The sequence below is a fragment of the Niallia sp. RD1 genome (assembly GCF_024219955.1).
GTDB classification, from domain to species: Bacteria; Bacillota; Bacilli; order Bacillales; family Cytobacillaceae; genus Niallia; species Niallia alba.
The window spans coordinates 3,694,922-3,712,182 of the sequence record NZ_CP100420.1; the positions used below are offsets into that span (position 1 = coordinate 3,694,922).

Below are 17,261 nucleotides of genomic sequence, written 5' to 3' on the forward strand. Positions count from 1 at the left end.
TAAGAAGCAAGAAGGTAGAGAGCTTCTATATAGATACAATGTGGACGTCAGACTTTTTTTACTAACTTTTGCCTGAGATAAAAAAATAGGAAATGGGGAAGCAGAATGTACAAAAGTTCTAATTTAGGCTATCCGAGAATTGGAGAAAAAAGAGAATGGAAAAGAGCATTGGAGCGTTACTGGAAGGGTGACTGTTCGGAAGAAGAGCTTTTGCAAGAAACGAAGAACCTTCGATTGAAAAACTTACAGAAGCAAAAGTTGCAAGGAATTGATTTAATTCCTGTCGGTGATTTTAGTTTCTATGACCATGTATTAGATACGGCTACTATGTTCGGGCAAGTGCCATCAAGATTTGCTTATAATGGGGGCAAGGTTCCTTTACAAACTTATTTTCAGATTGCGCGTGGAAATACAACTGCAGTAGCAGCAGCAATGAAAAAGTGGTTCAATACAAACTATCACTATATAGTACCTGAGCTCGGGGAAAGAAAGCCAACATTAACAGAAAATCGTCCGCTGTTCTTTTATCGGGAAGCAAAAGAAGCATTAGGAATCGAAGGAAAACCAGTATTGTTAGGACCACTGACCTTTATAAAATTAGCAAAAGGCTATGAAGAAGATAAACTGGAAGAAACAGTGGCATCTTATCTTCCTTTATATGCGCAGATTTTAAAGGAGCTAGAAGCAGAAGGAGTGAAATGGATTCAAATAGACGAACCATATTTAGTCACAGATGTTACACCAAGAGAATGGCAAATAACGCAGCAAATATATCATACCTTGCAAGAGGCGGCACCAAAATTAAAGGTGATTCTTCAAACCTATTTTGACGCCGTGACAGATTATGAAACTATCATTTCTTTACCTGTAGCAGGAATCGGCTTAGATTTTGTTCATGATGACGGACAACATTTAGCATCTATTCAGCAATACGGATTTCCTGAAGATAAAATCCTTGCAGCAGGCATTATTGATGGCAGAAATGTGTGGAGAACTAATTTAGAAGAAAAATGGGGCTTGCTTGCGGAGATCCAGAAGGCTGTAGGAAGTGAAAATATCATTATCCAGCCATCATCAAGCTTACTTCATGTACCAGTAACGGTGAAGGAAGAGCAAATAGATCCAATTGTAAAAGTAGCACTTTCTTTTGCTGATGAAAAATTGCAAGAAATAAGTACGTTAACAGAGGGAGTCAGAAAAGGAAAAGCAGCCATTCAAGCACAAATCGACCAAAGTGTAGAAGCAATTAGCAAATTAAACGCTTCCTCAGCAAGAAATAATCAAATCCTTCATGAAGAATTAAATAGAGCTTCTGATAAGCCAGAAAGAAGTGAAAATGTAACGATAAGACAGCAAGCACAACAAGGAGCTTTTTCGCTCCCAATTCTTCCGACAACCACGATTGGAAGTTTTCCGCAGACCAAGGAAGTACGAAAGGAGCGGTTAAGATGGCGAAAAGGAGAAATAACCAATGAAGAATATGAAACTTTCATTCAAGCAGAAATAAAAAAATGGATTGAGATTCAAGAAGACTTAGGATTAGATGTATTTGTACATGGAGAATTCGAACGGACAGACATGGTTGAATATTTTGGTGAAAAACTAGCTGGTTTTCAGTTTACAACATACGGTTGGGTTCAATCCTATGGTTCCCGCTGTGTGAAACCACCTATTATTTATGGAGATGTAGCGTATGTGAAGCCAATGACGGTGAAAGAAACCGTCTATGCTCAAAGTCTGACAACTAAGCCTGTAAAAGGAATGCTGACAGGACCGATTACGATTTTAAACTGGTCCTTTGTAAGAGATGATATTTCAAGAGCAGAAGTAGCGAAACAAATAGCTTTCAGCCTTAAGAAAGAAGTGGAGGAGCTCGAGAGAAACGATATTCGCATGATTCAAGTAGATGAGCCGGCCATTCGTGAAGGGTTGCCATTAAAAAAGGAGAGATGGAAACCATATTTAGACACAGCAGTTTACTCTTTTAAACTTGCAACAACTTCTGTGGAAAAAGAAACGCAAATTCATACACATATGTGTTATTCAAATTTTGAAGACATTATTGATGCCATCGATGCTCTGGATGTGGATGTAATTTCGATCGAAACTTCCAGAAGTCACGGCGAATTTATTCAAACATTTGCGAAGAAAACCTATGATAAAGGAATCGGGCTTGGCGTATATGATATACATAGTCCTAGGGTGCCAACAAAAGAAGAAATTACCCAAAACATTGAACATGCTTTAGGCGTTCTTGATCCACACTTGTTCTGGATTAATCCGGATTGCGGATTGAAAACAAGAAATGAAGAAGAAACAATCGGTGCATTAGAGGTAATGGTAGAGGCAGCAAAAGAAACAAGAGAAAAACTAGTAGTGAAGAATTTGTGAAAGATCCCAAAAAACTTGTGACATTAGTCGCGAGTTTTTTTAGGGGGGTAGTTAAATGGAACTACAAGAGATTCAGCGCCTATTTCCAAGTGAAGATGGAAACAAAGAGCAGCAACAGTATTTACTAGATTTAAGGAATAGATTAATTAAAGAGGTAGATTCCTATAAGAATCCGAATAAATCTATTCTTGGGGAAACAAAGAACAGAGATGATGATTTTTATCGGCAGCTAGTGGAGCAATCAATCGTTCTATAAAGTGGAAAAATATGTAAGCAGTAGTTGAAGATTTACTAGAATTAGTAAAAGGACATCCATACCATACACATAAATTTGTAACCAATGTATTACCGATGGCAAGTATTCCAGGGATTATTGGAATGCTGACAACCATTCTTGTAAATGGAAATAATTTATGGGATGTATATGGACCAGCTGGAGCTGAAGCTGAGGTGAAGGTTGTTTCCATGATGTCTAAGTTAGTAGGATACGATCATACGAAAAGCTTTGGATATACAACATGGGGCGGACAAGGGGCTGTATTTACAGGTTTACGCTTAGCTATTGCGAAAAAATATCCCAAAGCAAAAGAAGAAGGGATTCCTTCTAATTTATATTGCTTTGCATCAGAAGGCGCTCATTATAGCTTACTAAAATCGGTCGAAGCAACAGGAATCGGAAGCAACCATTTAATCCGTGTGAAAACAACAGAAGATCATTCGATGGACATTGGTGATTTAAAAGAGAAATTAGTAAATGTAATCGAAGCGGGCGGCATACCTATATATATTGTAGCAACAACTGGTACAACTGACTCGTTTGGAATTGACAATGTAAAAGAGGTAAAAGATGTAATTGCATCCTTAATGGATACATACGGAATAGAGGATATTCATGTCCATGCGGACTCCGCATTAGGTGGCTTTTATAGTCTTTTTACCTCTTATGATTTTGAAAAAAAACCATTGCAATTTGAAGAAAATGTGTTAGAAGGATTAGCTAGTATTAAAGAACGCATGCAGTATGTATCTTTAGCAGATAGTTTGTGCTTTGATTTCCAAAAGCTTGGACAGACACCTTATTTAACAAGCTTATTTTTAGCAAAAGACGGAGGCTCTCTAGGTTTACTAGATTTAGAAGAATTTGAGACTCCATATGTTGGTAATCATGGTTATGGCAGCTATCATACTGGTTATACACTAGAATGCTCACGAGTGGCAAGTTCGATTGCGATTTATGCCGCATTACAAGCTTTTGGAGTCGAGGGCTATCAACAAATACTAGCAAACTATGTTCGTGTTAATCTAGCATTCCGTGAAAAATTAGAAAAGCAGTTTCCAACTGTTTCCGTTATTAATCCTACGATTGGGCCTGTTAGCGTATTCCGTTTATACGCAGAGAAAGCAGAATGGAAGGAAGAAATGGCTGGTAAATCATCAAGCACAGCAATCGAACAAATGAATCAGCTAAATCAGAAGTTATTCGAACTACTCGGAAGAGATAGAGAAGAATACTTTTTTGGGGATACGAAAAAGGTGTGTATGATTGCAGCAAACGATTCAGAAGAACGTTATCCAGTATATGCTTCCAAATTTTTCTCTATCTCTCCTTTTACAGAAGAAAAGCATATGGATGAAATCATTGAATTTTTGAAACCAAGAATAGCAGAAATCCTAAAAAACGCTGAATTAGTGACAGAACAGGAGGAAAAAGAACTTGAGCTTAGCTACTAAGAAAAAACAAAGTTCTATCTTTAAGAAAAATTTACAAGGATATTTACTCCCGCTAATTATTAGTAGTTTAATCTTTACTGCTGTTACGATAGTATTTACGCGAGGAATCGTCGAAAATCAAGTATTAAAAGGGTTTGAACAAACATTAGAAGCCAATCTTCAAGTAGCTGCTAATGAAATTGAACGAGAATATATAGAAGAAGCAGAAAAAGGAAATCAAGAAGCATATCAAAAGCTGCTTAGTCCATTAAATGACTTAAAAGCACAAACAAACGTAGAAAATGTCTACGTCTTAGGGAAAGCTGGGGATGATGGACATATCATTGCCTTAAGTGAGACAGATGAGAACGGAAGCGAATATCGATTTACGGATGAGATGAATCGTGCATTAGCAGGAGAAAAATTATTCAGTGAAATTTATGAAGATGAATTTGGTACCCACAAATCTATATTTGTACATGTGGATGGGACACAAGCAATACTTGGGATAGATATGGATGCTTCTTTTATAAAAGAATTATACGCACAAATTATCTATGTATTGGTAGGCCTTATTTTAATCGTATTACTACTTGGTAGTCTTATTGCATACTGGATGAGCAAACGTATTTCTAAACCAATTGTAGCATTAGCAAAATATGTAGAACCTCTGGCAGAAGGAGATTTCACTAGTGAGACATTAAAGGTGACATCTAATGATGAAATAGGCGCTTTAACAGCTAATGTTAACAAAATGGTAACACAACTAAAAGATTTAATTGGTGAGGTATCCATCAACTCGGAGCAAGTAGCAGCAACTTCTCAGCAACTATATTCTAGCACCGAGCAAACAAGCTCTTCTATTAGATGATTAATGACTCGATACAAGAAGTAGCATCTGGAACAAATGAACAAACAAATGCAATTGAAGAAATTAGTGGGGCAGTAGAAAAAATTGCGCATCATTTAGAAGATATGACTGGGAAAATTAAAGAGGTTACGAATGCTGCAACAGGAACAGCCGAAATTTCAGAAGAGGGCTCGAATGTTGTAGGCAAAGCGATTAAGCAAATGCAAATTATTAATACGAATGTTAGCGAATCGGCTGATGTCATTAAGTATTTACATGAAAGTTCTAATCAAATTAATGAGATAGTTACTTTGATTACAAATATTGCTGGGCAAACAAATTTACTAGCGCTAAATGCATCGATCGAAGCAGCACGTGCTGGAGAGCATGGAAAAGGATTTTCGGTAGTAGCAGAAGAAGTTCGAAAGCTTGCAGAAGAATCAGCTAGCGCGGCAAATCAAATTAGTGAAAAAATCGTCTTCATCCAAGATCAGCCGATTAAAACTGTTGAGACGATGTCAAAAGGATATGAAGCCGTTCGAACAGGCATTATGACTGTGGACGAAGCAGGCTCTTCATTTGAAAATATTCGCAAGTCTGTTCATATTGTCGCAAATCAAATTTCAGCTATGGAAGAAAAAGTGGTTGAAATGAACGAAAGTGGCAGCAAAATCGCCACATCACTGGATAACCTATCTGAGAGCTCTAGCGAATTTTCAGGACATGCCCAAAATGTGTCCGCCGCATCGGAAGAGCAAACAGCTGTGATGGAAGAAATGGTGTCAGCAACAAACACTTTATCTCAAATGGCAGAATCACTACAAACAATCGTAAATAAATTTAAACTTTAATACTACTAAAAAGGGGGAGCTTCCTAAATTATTGATTGTATCATTCAAGATGCTGTCTAATTTATGGGTCGCTCCTTTTTATATGGTGAGATCTGTCAAAGATTCGCCATAAAGTTTTGAGCAAAAAGCTGAATAAAATCAACATTTCATGTATAATATTAGTGGCTTTAAGAAACGGCAGTTAGATAAATGCCGAAACATAACAAATAAAAGTTGAAGAAGTACCATGTTTTTATCTATAATAAATAGGTTGAATGTATAAGCAGAAAGAGAGTGTTCATAATGGGTCGTAAATGGAACAATATTAAAGACAAAAAAGCTTCAAAAGACGCAAATACTAGTCGTGTTTATGCAAAATTCGGACGTGAAATCTTTGTAGCGGCTAAACAAGGGGAACCAGATCCAGAATCTAACCAAGCGCTAAAAGTTGTGCTAGAGCGCGCAAAAACATATAGTGTACCAAAACATATTATTGACCGTGCAATTGAAAAAGCAAAAGGCGGTTCAGAAGAAACATATGACGAGCTTCGCTATGAAGGCTTTGGTCCTAACGGTTCGATGGTAATCGTTGATGCTTTAACAAATAACGTAAATAGAACAGCTTCAGATGTTCGTGCCGCATTTGGTAAAAATGGCGGAAACATGGGAGTAAGTGGTTCCGTTTCTTATATGTTTGATGCAACAGCAGTTATCGGCGTAGAAGGAAAAACAGAAGAAGAAGCATTAGAGCTTCTAATGGAAGCAGACGTAGATGTACGTGATATCATGGAAGAAGAAGATTCTGTTATTGTATATGCAGAACCAGATCAATTCCATGCCGTACAAGAAGCATTCAAACAAGCAGGCGTAACAGAATTCACTGTAGCTGAACTAACAATGCTTGCACAAAACGACGTAACATTAGATCCAGAAGCACAAGCACAATTCGAGAAAATGATCGATGCAATTGAAGATCTAGACGATGTGCAGCAAGTGTATCATAATGTGGATTTAGGCGAGTAATATAGAGAATTGAGCCCCACTCTTGTATGACAGAAATCATACAAGAGTGGGGCTTTTCTTTGATGGTTTCGAAAACCCCTGGCTATGCCGGGGGTTCCGGAGAGCTTATAGCGAGGTAACAAAAAAACCTCCTTTCATGGTAGGATAAAGTTGGTTTCCCGACCACTTTATCTCACGCAAGAAGGAGGTATGCCCTTATGAAGGACATGAACAGTTTAGCACATACAACATGGAATTGTAAGTATCACATAGTCTTTGCCCCAAAATACAGAAGGCAAATTATTTATGGCAAATACAAAAAGAGTATAGGACAAATCATAAGAGAGCTATGTGAAAGAAAAGGTGTCATTATACATGAAGCAAATGCCTGTCCGGATCATATCCATATGTTGGTTAGTATTCCACCAAAATTAAGTGTATCGCAGTTCATGGGTTACCTAAAAGGAAAAAGTAGCCTGATGATATTTGATCGACATGCGAATTTGAAATATCGCTATGGGAATCGTAAATTTTGGTGTCGTGGTTTCTACGTTGATACCGTGGGGAGAAATAAGAAACAAATACAAGAATATATAAGAAATCAGCTGAAAGAAGATTATATGGCTGATCAGCTAACTTTGTTCGAAGAATTCGATCCGTTCACGGGTGAGAAAAATCGGAAGTAAATAAAGAAATTCTTTAGAATTGGTGAGTGAATGTGGTGCAGAAGGGAAACCTTTTCAGTGGGCCTTTAAGGCCGAGGCCGGTAAGAGAGGCTTTTAGCCGCAGAGCAAACCACCAGTTCACACTGGTGGTTTTGATTTATTGGTAGCAGATGGTGATTAAGAGTTTTTATATGATTAGAAAATCAAAAATGTTTCGCCGAGCTCAGTTACAACATTTGCTTTTCTGTACAACTTGTCATTAACACGACTCGTAACATTACCACTTCATAATTTATTTCCCCATTTTCATAAAAGCTCCCTGATTCTCTTGTTGTGTATTTCTAGGATGAATTTTCATTAATTAGGAAATACTAGAAGAAAAAATTAAGGATGGGATCTTATGAAGAAAAGATACTGGCTGCTTTTACTACTTTGCTTTGCCTTAATGATTTCTATTGTAACTAATCCTTCAGATAAAGATGAATATGCAGAATGGGTTGGGGATCAAATTAAACAAGAAGAGGGACCATTACTAGGATTACTTGGTGGATCTTTGATTAAAATGGGTACAACGAAAAAAGATTTTGTCTTGTTTACGCTCTATGAAACAAAATATAGTAATAATACTGATAAAGCTTTGTTAGCAATAGGGATATTCAATAACTTTATATGGTTAAAGGAAGGAGAGTAGCATTTTAAGCTACTCTTTTTTGCTGGGATAAGAGCTTCGATTAACCAAACTCTGTTTTTTACAAAAGAAAGAGAAAGGATATCTTTTCGTTTTGGCGAATGAAGTTAGTATTCTTACTGTATCAAAAAAGGGCTAATCAAGATGAATACAATAATCCACAGACTATCAAAAAATATATGCACTTTAATAGCTGCATTTGGGGGTCTAATTGGTAGTAGCATAACCTGAACTATAATTGATAAGGTATCAGGAAAAAACATTTTAATAATTTCTGATATTATATGTTCTATAACAGTGTTTTTTTGTTATGGTCTAATTTGCTTGAAAGCTCCCCATTAATTGCATTAATAATCATTGGTTTGGAGGCAGTTGCATCGGGATTTACGAATTTTACATCGATTCCTGAATCTCTTTTGTGAAATTATGAAACTCAGTAAGGAAATCAGCCAAAAAAAGAATATATCAGCCAAAGTAACAAGGAAATCAGCCGAAAAATAAATATATCAGCCAAAGTAGCGAGGAAATCAGCCAAAAAATAAATATATCAGCCAAACCACGCTATATATAAACAAAATACAAAGAAAAGGATATATTTTCCTTATCGCTGAATATAAGAAGAAATTGTACCCTATTCAAAAGGAGAATAATAATGAATACACTAATCCACAGAGTGGGAACGATTTATCTCCCTGTTGTAAATCCAGAGGTAGCTTCAAACTGGTATCAAGAAAAATTAGGAGCAATAGAAAATTTCAGAAATGAAGATAAAGCCATTCTGGACTTTGCAAATCAAAGCTTCTTTCTTGTTAAAGCAAAAGAAGGAGTAAAGGCTATTTTTCAAGATCATAGAGGCAATGAGCATTTTTTCATGACATTTGAAGTAGACGGAATTGACCAATTAAGGAAACTTCATTCCTTGCTAAAGGAAAAAGGAGTTACGGTTGGTAATATCGAGGATAGAGGGCATCCAGGTAATAATTTTGTCTTTTACGATTTGGATGGAAATAAATTTGATGTATGGAGTGAGTTAAGTCCAAGCTTTAAAGAGAAATATCTAATTAATCAACAAAAATAAATAATACATAACTCTATCATCCCCAGAGCACACTATGTTTTTGGAGGTGGCATTATGGATGAAAAAGACTATCAAAAAATATATGACGAATACTTACAACAAGCAAAAGGCCAAGCGCAAATGGAAGCCGCTGAGGAAATTGATTCAGGTGTAGAGCAAATTGTTGCAGTTCGTAAAAATGATGATGATGATATTATTGCTTTTAAAACAAGTAGTGGAAGAGAATTAGATTATATTACCGCCCTTGAAGAAGCAAAAGCAGGGAAGCTTGCGCATGTTGATGTTTTTCATAAGTATGGCAGAGATATTATACGTAGTGAACCAGATGGGATTAAAGAAAATAACTTAGATAATTTGCCTTCTTTTTAAAAGGAAAAAGGAAGAAGAGAATGTTCATTTGGATATTCTCTTCTATGCGATCCACTTATATTTGCTGTAAGGTCCATTGGGGTGAGAGAGTGATAAGTATAAACACATATATATTTGATTTGAAAAGAGATAAAGTCAATATTACAGATGAGAAAGCAATAAGCATATCAAGTGATTACCAAATGCGAAACAACAGTTTGCTAGAGGGGTTCATACATATAACATATTATGATCAAAGCGTTATTTCAGAGGAACATTGCGATGATGTTGAATTAATGTGGATTGGGTTTCTTCGAATGACTCTACAATACTTGGAAAATGGATATGGAGAAACAAGTTATTTCATTCACAATCAAATCTGGAAAATGGAAAGGATTCATACAAGGAAAGAAAAGCAGGTGTTATTCCGTATTATAAATAATAAAATGGAAAAATTCCTTTTTGACGAACGGATATTTATGAAAGAATTAATAAAAAGCGCTGAAGAATTTACAAGCTTTGTAAGTATGCTAGCACATCCAAACAGCATAACTGTATTAGCCCCATTATTAAAAAAAATGATCAATATTTCTATTGACTAAAATTTTTATATAAGTTAATATTTCTAAAATAAATACGGAATATTCGGCTAAGAAGAGAAGAGTAATTTTGATTCATTATTTAAAAAGAGCTCCGGTTGGTGAAAAGGAGTAATAAGGATCTTAATGAAAAAAGGCTTGGAGCTTTCGCACGGATCAAAGATGATGGTTCATTTTTTTGTGATACTGCGACGGGATCTCCCGTTATAGAGATAGGGTATAATCAACTATTTAGCGTTGCCGTACCCGAAGAGGTTGATGTGGCAACATATCAATAAACTGGGGTGGTACCACGAAGTTGTTAATAATAACTCTCGTCCTCAAGATGAATAATCTTGGGGGTGGGAGTTTTTTTATTTTAATAGATAAATTGGTATGTAAAGATTCGATAAACGAACAAAAAGACGGGAGTGCAACAGAATGAGTCAGGAACAAACAACTCGGAGAATAGAGAAATTAGAGACTTTAAGATCAGAAGGGGTTTTGATATATCCAGAAAGATTCCAGACAAACTATGAACTTTATGAAGCGTCATTGCTTGAAGATGGTACATCAGGAGTTCAAGTAGCAGGAAGAATCATGGGGGTTCGTCGGTTTAGTAAATTTAGTTTTATCACCATTTCAGACATACAAGGGAGTCTGCAACTACTTTTGAAAAAAGAGGAGGTTGGGGAGCAGTCTGCTATTGATTTCGGGAACTTTTTTGATGTAGGCGATTTTATTGGCGTGGAAGGGAAGATGTATTCGACAAAAACAAAGGAAAAAACGCTTCGGATTGAAAAATATGTTTTACTTGGAAAAGGATTGCACCCATTGCCAGAAAAATGGCATGGATTAAGCAATATAGATACCCGTTATCGACAACGTTATTTAGATTTAATGATGACAAAAGAAACACAAGATCGGATGTTACTGCGAACAAAGTTAGTGCGTGCCGTTCGTAGATTTCTTGAAGAAAAAGATTTTTTAGAAGTGGAAACACCTGTATTACAGCATACTTCTTCTGGTGCGATAGCTCGTCCATTTAGAACCTATCATCATTCGTTAGATACAGAATTAAATTTACGAATTGCACCAGAGACTTACTTGAAAAGATTAATTGTAGGTGGTTTTACAAAAGTATTTGAGTTTGCAAAATGCTTTAGAAATGAAGGGATCAGTCCTCAACATCTTCAAGAATTTACAATGGTGGAAGGCTATGCAGCTTATTGGAATTATGAAGATACAATGGCTCTCATGCGTGAAATGATTTTATATGTTCTGAACCATGCTTTTGATACAACCGTTATTACTATTCAAGGAAAAACAATTGATTTTTCTTTAGAATGGAATGTTGTTTCATTTAGGGAGTTAATTCTAAAAGATACAGGCATTGATATCGATTTATTTCCCGATGTAAAAGACTTATATGAAGAAACAAAGCGGAGAAATATTTATTTAGAACAAGACAGTATCGAAACTTTAGGTAGGGGGAACTTTATCGATCTTCTATATAAAAAAATGTGTCGTCCACAATTAATAGAACCAACCTTTTTAATCAACCACCCAATTGATTTATCACCATTAGCAAGAGCGAATAATGATAATCCAGCAATTACCGATCGTTTTCAATTAGTAGTTAATGGGGCGGAAATTATCAATGCATATTCAGAATTAGTAGATCCTATCGAACAAAGAAGAAGATTAGAGGCACAAGCAGTTTTGAAAAGTGGCGGTGATTTAGAAGCAATGGAAATGGATGAGGACTACTTATTGGCAATGGAATATGGAATGCCGCCAATTTCTGGTTGGGGATTCGGAATTGAACGTTTATTAATGGTGTTAACAGATAGTGAGACGATTAAAGATTGTATATTGTTTCCATTAACGAAAAAAATTGAATGAAACTTTCTAGTAATTTCACCTGTATTCCGTCTGCGGGTGATCACCACAAATCTTCTTTCTTAAAATGAATAAAACCCCGAACGATTATACGTACATGCTAAGAAAGATTCGTATAACTGTTTGGGGTTATTTGGTTGAAAAATACTTATGTCCCAGCTTCCTAATTTCTATAAATTCAAAAGGAAAATGGCGATTTTATAACCATAAAAAGGAATAAAGCATCAGCCTAATTTCAGATTTATCTACCTTTAGGAAATTTGAAACTTTTTAATCTGTTTATTTAACTGCACTGCTAAAATATCTAACTCTTTAGCAGCACTTGCAATGATTTCAGTAGAAGCTAATTGTTCTTGTCCTGCTGCAGATATTTCTTCTGTACTTGCAGCTACTTCTTCCACATGTGATGTTAAGTCTTGAATTTGATTAGACACTGTTTGAGAATTTTTATTTACAGTCTTCATAGCGGAGGCTGTTTGTGTAAATCCATCGACAATACCTTCATGCATTCTTCTAATTTTATCAAAAGCCTTTTTTGTAATATTTAAGGCTTCTTTTTGTTCAGCTACTAATTTATTGGATTGTTCAATATTGGAAACAGCTAAGTCTGTCTTCTCAGAAGTCTTTTCAATAATGGATGTTATTTCACTTGCTGAATTAGATGTTTCTTCTGCTAACTTTCTAATTTCATCTGCTACCACGGAAAATCCTTTTCCAGCCTCGCCAGCTCGAGCAGCTTCTATAGATGCATTTAATGCCAATAAATTTGTTTGTTCTGCAATGGAGGTAATAATACCAACAAAACCAGTAACTTGATTAATCATTCCTTTTAATTCGTTAATGGAATGATTTACTCCATTTGATACATGAAGCGTTTCTTCCATTTTCTTTGTCTGAATATCGACACTGGATTGACCTTCCGTAATAGACTCTAACGAGTGTGCAGCTTGTTCTACATTTTCAGAAGTTTTCGTAGCTATCCCATCGATTAAAGAAACGACACCTGATAAAGTCTTACTAATCCCACTCATTGTCTCGGCTTGTTCAGAGTTACCTGTTGCAAGCTGATCTATCGTTTTCACCATTTGGGTTATGGAGCTTACATTTTCAGCTGTATTTTTACTCAGGCTATTTGAGTGATTAGTGACAGTTGAAGACACTATTTGTAAGTCAGAAGTTAGATTCTTCAGTGTTTTTCTAGTTTCATATAGTGCTCTTGCCATATGGCCAGTTTGGTCTTTTATTTTTATTAATCTTTCTAACTCATCATCTGTATCAACTAAATTTAAATCAGCCGTTTTTTGGGCAAATTCCGTCACTTTCACAATTGGTTTTTCAATCGCTTTTCCTAGAATATAAGATAATATAACGCCAATAATTAAAGAAATAAACAATCCCCACAATACTGGTGTAGGAATCATAAATCCTGTTTGCATTTGTTGTGCCGCTTCTACGTTCGAAGTCGGATCAGCAGTTTCACTACCGCTACTACTCATGATTAATGATGCGCCAACATTAATAATAGCGACTAACACAGAGTTTAATAATGATAAGAGAATAATCTTTGTAGATATTTTTTTCATAAAGTCATGACCGCCGTTTATAGTTTAATATTTTTGAATGCTTAATAATAGTATGAGTAAAATGTTTGTGGGAGAATAAATATCCTTTTTGTCTAGTTGGGGGACGAGTCCCCCAACTAGACAAAAAGGCCACCAAGCGAAAGCGCGGTAGCTGGAAAAAATTAAGTATTAAAAAAGAGAGCTTCCTTTTGTAAAGTAGAGTTTGACTAGAATACTACGAAAAGGAGAGGCTCTCATGAATCAATGTAACACAAAAATGCCATCATTAAAAGAATTGGAAAAAACTTTATTTCGAACACTACAAATGACCTTTCAAGAAATCCTTGTTCAAACATTAGAAAATTGGGATCTAGAGATTGCTCAGCAACGAGACAAAAGAAGATTTGCTTTACGAGATAAACGAGAAATACGAGTAGATACAGCGTTTGGAGCAGTGGAGCTGAAGCGTAATTATTATTTCGATCGTGTAACCAAAAAATATATTTGTCTGTTAGATCATTATTTACAGTTTCAAGGGAATAAAGGGTTTAGTCCACTATTAGAAGAATGGGGGCTAGAATTAGCGACAAATGGTTCCTCCTATCGAAAGGCGGTGGAAACGTTCGAACAATTTTTAGGCTATTCGGCGATGAGCCACGAAGCATTACGGCAACATCTTCTTCATACAAGCGTACTTCCCGCTAAGGAAAAACGTCCTTTTCAAAAGGTGTTGTTTGTCGAAGTAGATGGATTATATGTGAAGAGTCAAGAAAAGAAAAAGCGTGGATGGGAGTTGAAATTCGCCGCTGTACATGAGGGATGGAAAGAAAACGGAAAGCGAGTCAGGCTCCGAAATAAAAGGCATTTTCTCTATGAAGAAAAAGAACCCTTTTGGGAAGCTTTTGAAACATTCTTACAGAATCATTATGCGTATGATCCAACCCAAACCTTGCTTATTATTAATGGCGATGGAGCAGGCTGGATAACGGCATGTCGGGAGTATTTTCGGGAACGCGCCTTTTTCACCATGGACCGTTTTCATGTCGCTCGTTCGATGAAGCAACTAATGAAGAGCCATCCTCGATACCGCTACATGAAAAGAGCGTTAAAAAACTACCAGGTAGAAACATTACTTCTAGAGTTGAATAGCGCAGTAGGAACAATGGATACACCAGAAGAAGAAGAAAAACTAGCGCATTTCCTCGGCTTTTTAACGCATCATCAGGAAACCATAAAAGATTACCGTAGTTGGTTACAGGAGAAAGGCGTGGACACGACAGCGTATCGTCCAATGGGAAGTGCAGAAGCAATGATGAATCAATTAGCCAAACGATTAAAAAATGGAAGAGCATGGAGCAAAAAAGGCGTCATGAGCATGGCACGTTTGTGGATTGGGTTGAAGGATGATCTATCTATCCAAACGATATATGGAAAATGGGAAAAAGCCACGGAAAAATCAAAGAAAGAGCATCGACCGAAAAGAAAAATACCCACAAAATTAGTAACAGAAACCGTGCGTCAGAACATGCCATACTTAAATCAAGCGATTGGAAAACCCGTTCACTTTGCCTTACAGGGATTAAAAGGTTTTTAAAAAATGAGAGAATCAACAGTTGGAAGAACAAAACCAATTGGAAAGCGGATACAAACTTAGAGGTTTTACTTTATAAAAAAGGGAGCTAAAAAAACTCCCACAAAAACTTGACTCAATCTTAATAATAGATAAATTGGCATTCGGTGGATAAAAAATATATAATAATTAGAAAAAATTATATATTTTTAAGCATAAAACCTAGTAAAATCATTTTTTCTCTTCTGGTTTCGGTGTTTGTCAAGATAGTTGTCGCATTTAACTTGTTTACTAGTGTAAGAACGTAAGGGTAACTACCGCGCTTTGCTTGGTGGCCTTCTCATCAAAGAACAGAATTCATTCTGTTCTTTGATGAGAAGGGAATGGGTAGTTCAAGCTCAGTCGCAGTGGGGCTATTTTGTTCCATCCTTTTCTATCTTGTCCTTTATTGGGTTTAAAGCCACTGAATCATGTGCACTCCAGTCTCTAGTTGAGCGCGTCCAACGTTCTGGATGCTTTTGTTTCGCTAGTTCATAAACTTCTTTGCGCTTTTTCAGTATCCCAATATGCGCACCTGTGTGGCATTGTTCTGGCGTCACAAAATTTATACCACTGTGTAAATGTATACAGTTATACCAATTCACAAATCTTAATGCCCATTCACGTGCAGCCTCAAGTGTTTCAAAGCCTCTGTACGGGAATTCAGGTCGATATTTCAGAGTCCGAAACATTGCTTCAGAATAGGGATTGTCATTACTTACTCTTGGTCTTGAATAAGAGCTTTGGATCCCTAATTTTTCAAGTAATACCTGAAATGTTGCGGCTTTCATGGGACTGCCATTATCGGAATGTAAAACGAGTGGTTTACCTTGGATTTTTTCACTAATAATCGTCTTCTTCATTAAATCTTCAGCGTGTTTTGCCTCCTCTGACTCCCAAATCTCCCAACCTACGATTTTTCTACTAAAAATATCGATAATTAAGTAGAGTCGATAAAACAAGCCTTTCACCGGCCCTTTTAACCACGTTATATCCCATGTCCATACCTGGTTTGGGGCTACTGCTAAATGACTTTCTGGTAATCTACCCTCGGGCTTTTTGCTTCTTCCCCGATGATTTTGCATTTTATGCTCACGAAGAACTCTATAAAAGCTAGATTCGGAGGCGATATAAATGCATTGATCTGCTAATTTTGGCACGATTTGAGTAGGCGGTAGGTCTACAAATTCCTCTTTTTTAACAACCTCCAGTATCTCTTGTTTTTCCTCTATCGTTAATTTATTTTTTGGCTCTGGACGTAACGCAATAGGGCGTTGATCCTCCTTGATTCCACCTTCTGAAATCCAGCGTTCATAGGTGCGAACGCTAATGTTCAATTCTTTACACGCCGGGGCTAATCGCGCACCATTTTGGTTTGCTTCTTGGATGAGTTCTACTGCTAGTGCGCGATCTGACGGGCTGATCATTCGTCCTCTTGGTCCCCCCAGATCGCTTGGGCCTTTTTTCTTAATAGTAATAAGGCTGCAGCTTCTGCCAATGCTTTTTCTTTTTTACGCAAATCTTTCTCTAATGCCTTTCCTCGCTTTTTCTCCTCTTTTAATTCTTGATTTAACTGCTTTGTTTGACTAGATTCTCGCCCATTTGCATTAAGGCATGAATCTCGCCATGCGTCAATCTGTTCTTTATAAAGTCCCTTTTTTCGACAATACTCCGCTAGCTCCGCACCATTCATTGAGTATGTTTCCATAACTATGAGAAACTTATCTTCACTGCTCCAGTGTTCAGAACTTTGTCCATCTCCGGGTGTGGGGTTTCCAGATGATCTAGCCTCTTTTCTCCACTTGTAAAGCGTGGGTTCAGTAATGCCCAACTCTTCACTTAATTGGCCAACCGATTCATTAGTGGGGGGCATCATTCTCTTAATAATTGATGCTTTCTCTTCCTTTGTATAACGTTTACCATTATTACTTTTCATGTCGATCAACCTCCGTGTATGATTTAAACTATACACTAAAGTTCCCTACGACATCTATCCTAACAGAGGGGGGTTTTTAAGTAATTCTTCTATGATCCTCCTTATTGCAAAT

Annotated in this window: 12 protein-coding genes, 2 pseudogenes and 1 other annotated feature; of the genes and pseudogenes, 12 read left to right on the forward strand and 2 right to left on the reverse strand. The window is 36.6% G+C overall.

The genetic code is table 11. From position 1 onward, the window contains the following. The first annotated feature begins 105 nt into the window (after positions 1-105). The 11 genes and pseudogenes from metE (at position 106) to lysS (ending at position 12,045) form a co-directional block, all read left to right on the forward strand. Positions 106-2,391, forward strand: coding sequence for a 5-methyltetrahydropteroyltriglutamate--homocysteine S-methyltransferase (gene metE / locus NKG37_RS17525; RefSeq protein ID WP_101729970.1), 2,286 nt, complete (start codon positions 106-108; stop codon positions 2,389-2,391). 55 nt (positions 2,392-2,446) lie between these two features. Continuing rightward, a pseudogene (locus tag NKG37_RS17530) lies at positions 2,447-4,122 on the forward strand (aspartate aminotransferase family protein). Further along, complete coding sequence (locus NKG37_RS17535; RefSeq protein ID WP_254415012.1) at positions 4,106-4,972, forward strand: HAMP domain-containing protein; 867 nt, start codon at positions 4,106-4,108, stop codon at positions 4,970-4,972. Before NKG37_RS17530 ends, NKG37_RS17535 begins: the two are co-directional and overlap by 17 nt. Further along, positions 4,969-5,802, forward strand: a complete 834-nt coding sequence (locus NKG37_RS17540) for a methyl-accepting chemotaxis protein (protein WP_016204663.1) — start codon at positions 4,969-4,971, stop codon at positions 5,800-5,802. The genes NKG37_RS17535 and NKG37_RS17540 overlap by 4 nt, the downstream gene beginning before the upstream one ends. A gap of 282 nt (positions 5,803-6,084) precedes the next feature. Next, on the forward strand, positions 6,085-6,804 hold the full coding sequence (locus NKG37_RS17545; RefSeq protein ID WP_016204662.1) for a YebC/PmpR family DNA-binding transcriptional regulator: 720 nt from the start codon (positions 6,085-6,087) through the stop codon (positions 6,802-6,804). A gap of 197 nt (positions 6,805-7,001) precedes the next feature. After that, positions 7,002-7,469 carry an IS200/IS605 family transposase gene (tnpA, locus tag NKG37_RS17550; RefSeq protein ID WP_100525941.1) on the forward strand — a complete coding sequence of 156 codons (468 nt, stop codon included), beginning with the start codon at positions 7,002-7,004 and terminating at the stop codon, positions 7,467-7,469. A gap of 379 nt (positions 7,470-7,848) precedes the next feature. Continuing rightward, positions 7,849-8,139: a DUF4359 domain-containing protein gene (locus tag NKG37_RS17555; protein WP_169188430.1), complete on the forward strand. Its 291-nt coding sequence runs from the start codon at positions 7,849-7,851 to the stop codon at positions 8,137-8,139. A 649-nt stretch (positions 8,140-8,788) separates the two neighbouring features. Then, positions 8,789-9,214: a VOC family protein gene (locus tag NKG37_RS17560; RefSeq protein ID WP_169188431.1), complete on the forward strand. Its 426-nt coding sequence runs from the start codon at positions 8,789-8,791 to the stop codon at positions 9,212-9,214. Positions 9,215-9,268: 54 nt separating this feature from the next. Further along, on the forward strand, positions 9,269-9,583 hold the full coding sequence (locus NKG37_RS17565) for a DUF3892 domain-containing protein (RefSeq protein ID WP_016204659.1): 315 nt from the start codon (positions 9,269-9,271) through the stop codon (positions 9,581-9,583). 89 nt (positions 9,584-9,672) lie between these two features. Beyond that, on the forward strand, positions 9,673-10,164 hold the full coding sequence (locus NKG37_RS17570; protein ID WP_198013228.1) for a hypothetical protein: 492 nt from the start codon (positions 9,673-9,675) through the stop codon (positions 10,162-10,164). Positions 10,165-10,204: 40 nt separating this feature from the next. After that, positions 10,205-10,486 (forward strand) — a binding site (T-box leader). 95 nt (positions 10,487-10,581) lie between these two features. Continuing rightward, positions 10,582-12,045, forward strand: a complete 1,464-nt coding sequence (gene lysS, locus NKG37_RS17575) for a lysine--tRNA ligase (RefSeq protein ID WP_224428181.1) — start codon at positions 10,582-10,584, stop codon at positions 12,043-12,045. Between the two features lie 248 nt (positions 12,046-12,293). On the opposite strand, the gene NKG37_RS17580 is transcribed toward lysS, so the two are convergent. Beyond that, positions 12,294-13,625, reverse strand: coding sequence for a methyl-accepting chemotaxis protein (locus tag NKG37_RS17580; RefSeq protein ID WP_254415013.1), 1,332 nt, complete (start codon positions 13,623-13,625; stop codon positions 12,294-12,296). A gap of 256 nt (positions 13,626-13,881) precedes the next feature. On the opposite strand from NKG37_RS17580, the gene NKG37_RS17585 reads away from it, so the two are divergent. Further along, complete coding sequence (locus tag NKG37_RS17585) at positions 13,882-15,198, forward strand: ISLre2 family transposase (RefSeq protein ID WP_254414862.1); 1,317 nt, start codon at positions 13,882-13,884, stop codon at positions 15,196-15,198. A 389-nt stretch (positions 15,199-15,587) separates the two neighbouring features. Here NKG37_RS17585 and NKG37_RS17590 read toward each other — a convergent pair. Further along, a pseudogene (locus NKG37_RS17590) lies at positions 15,588-17,149 on the reverse strand (IS3 family transposase). Between the last annotated feature and the right edge of the window lie 112 nt (positions 17,150-17,261).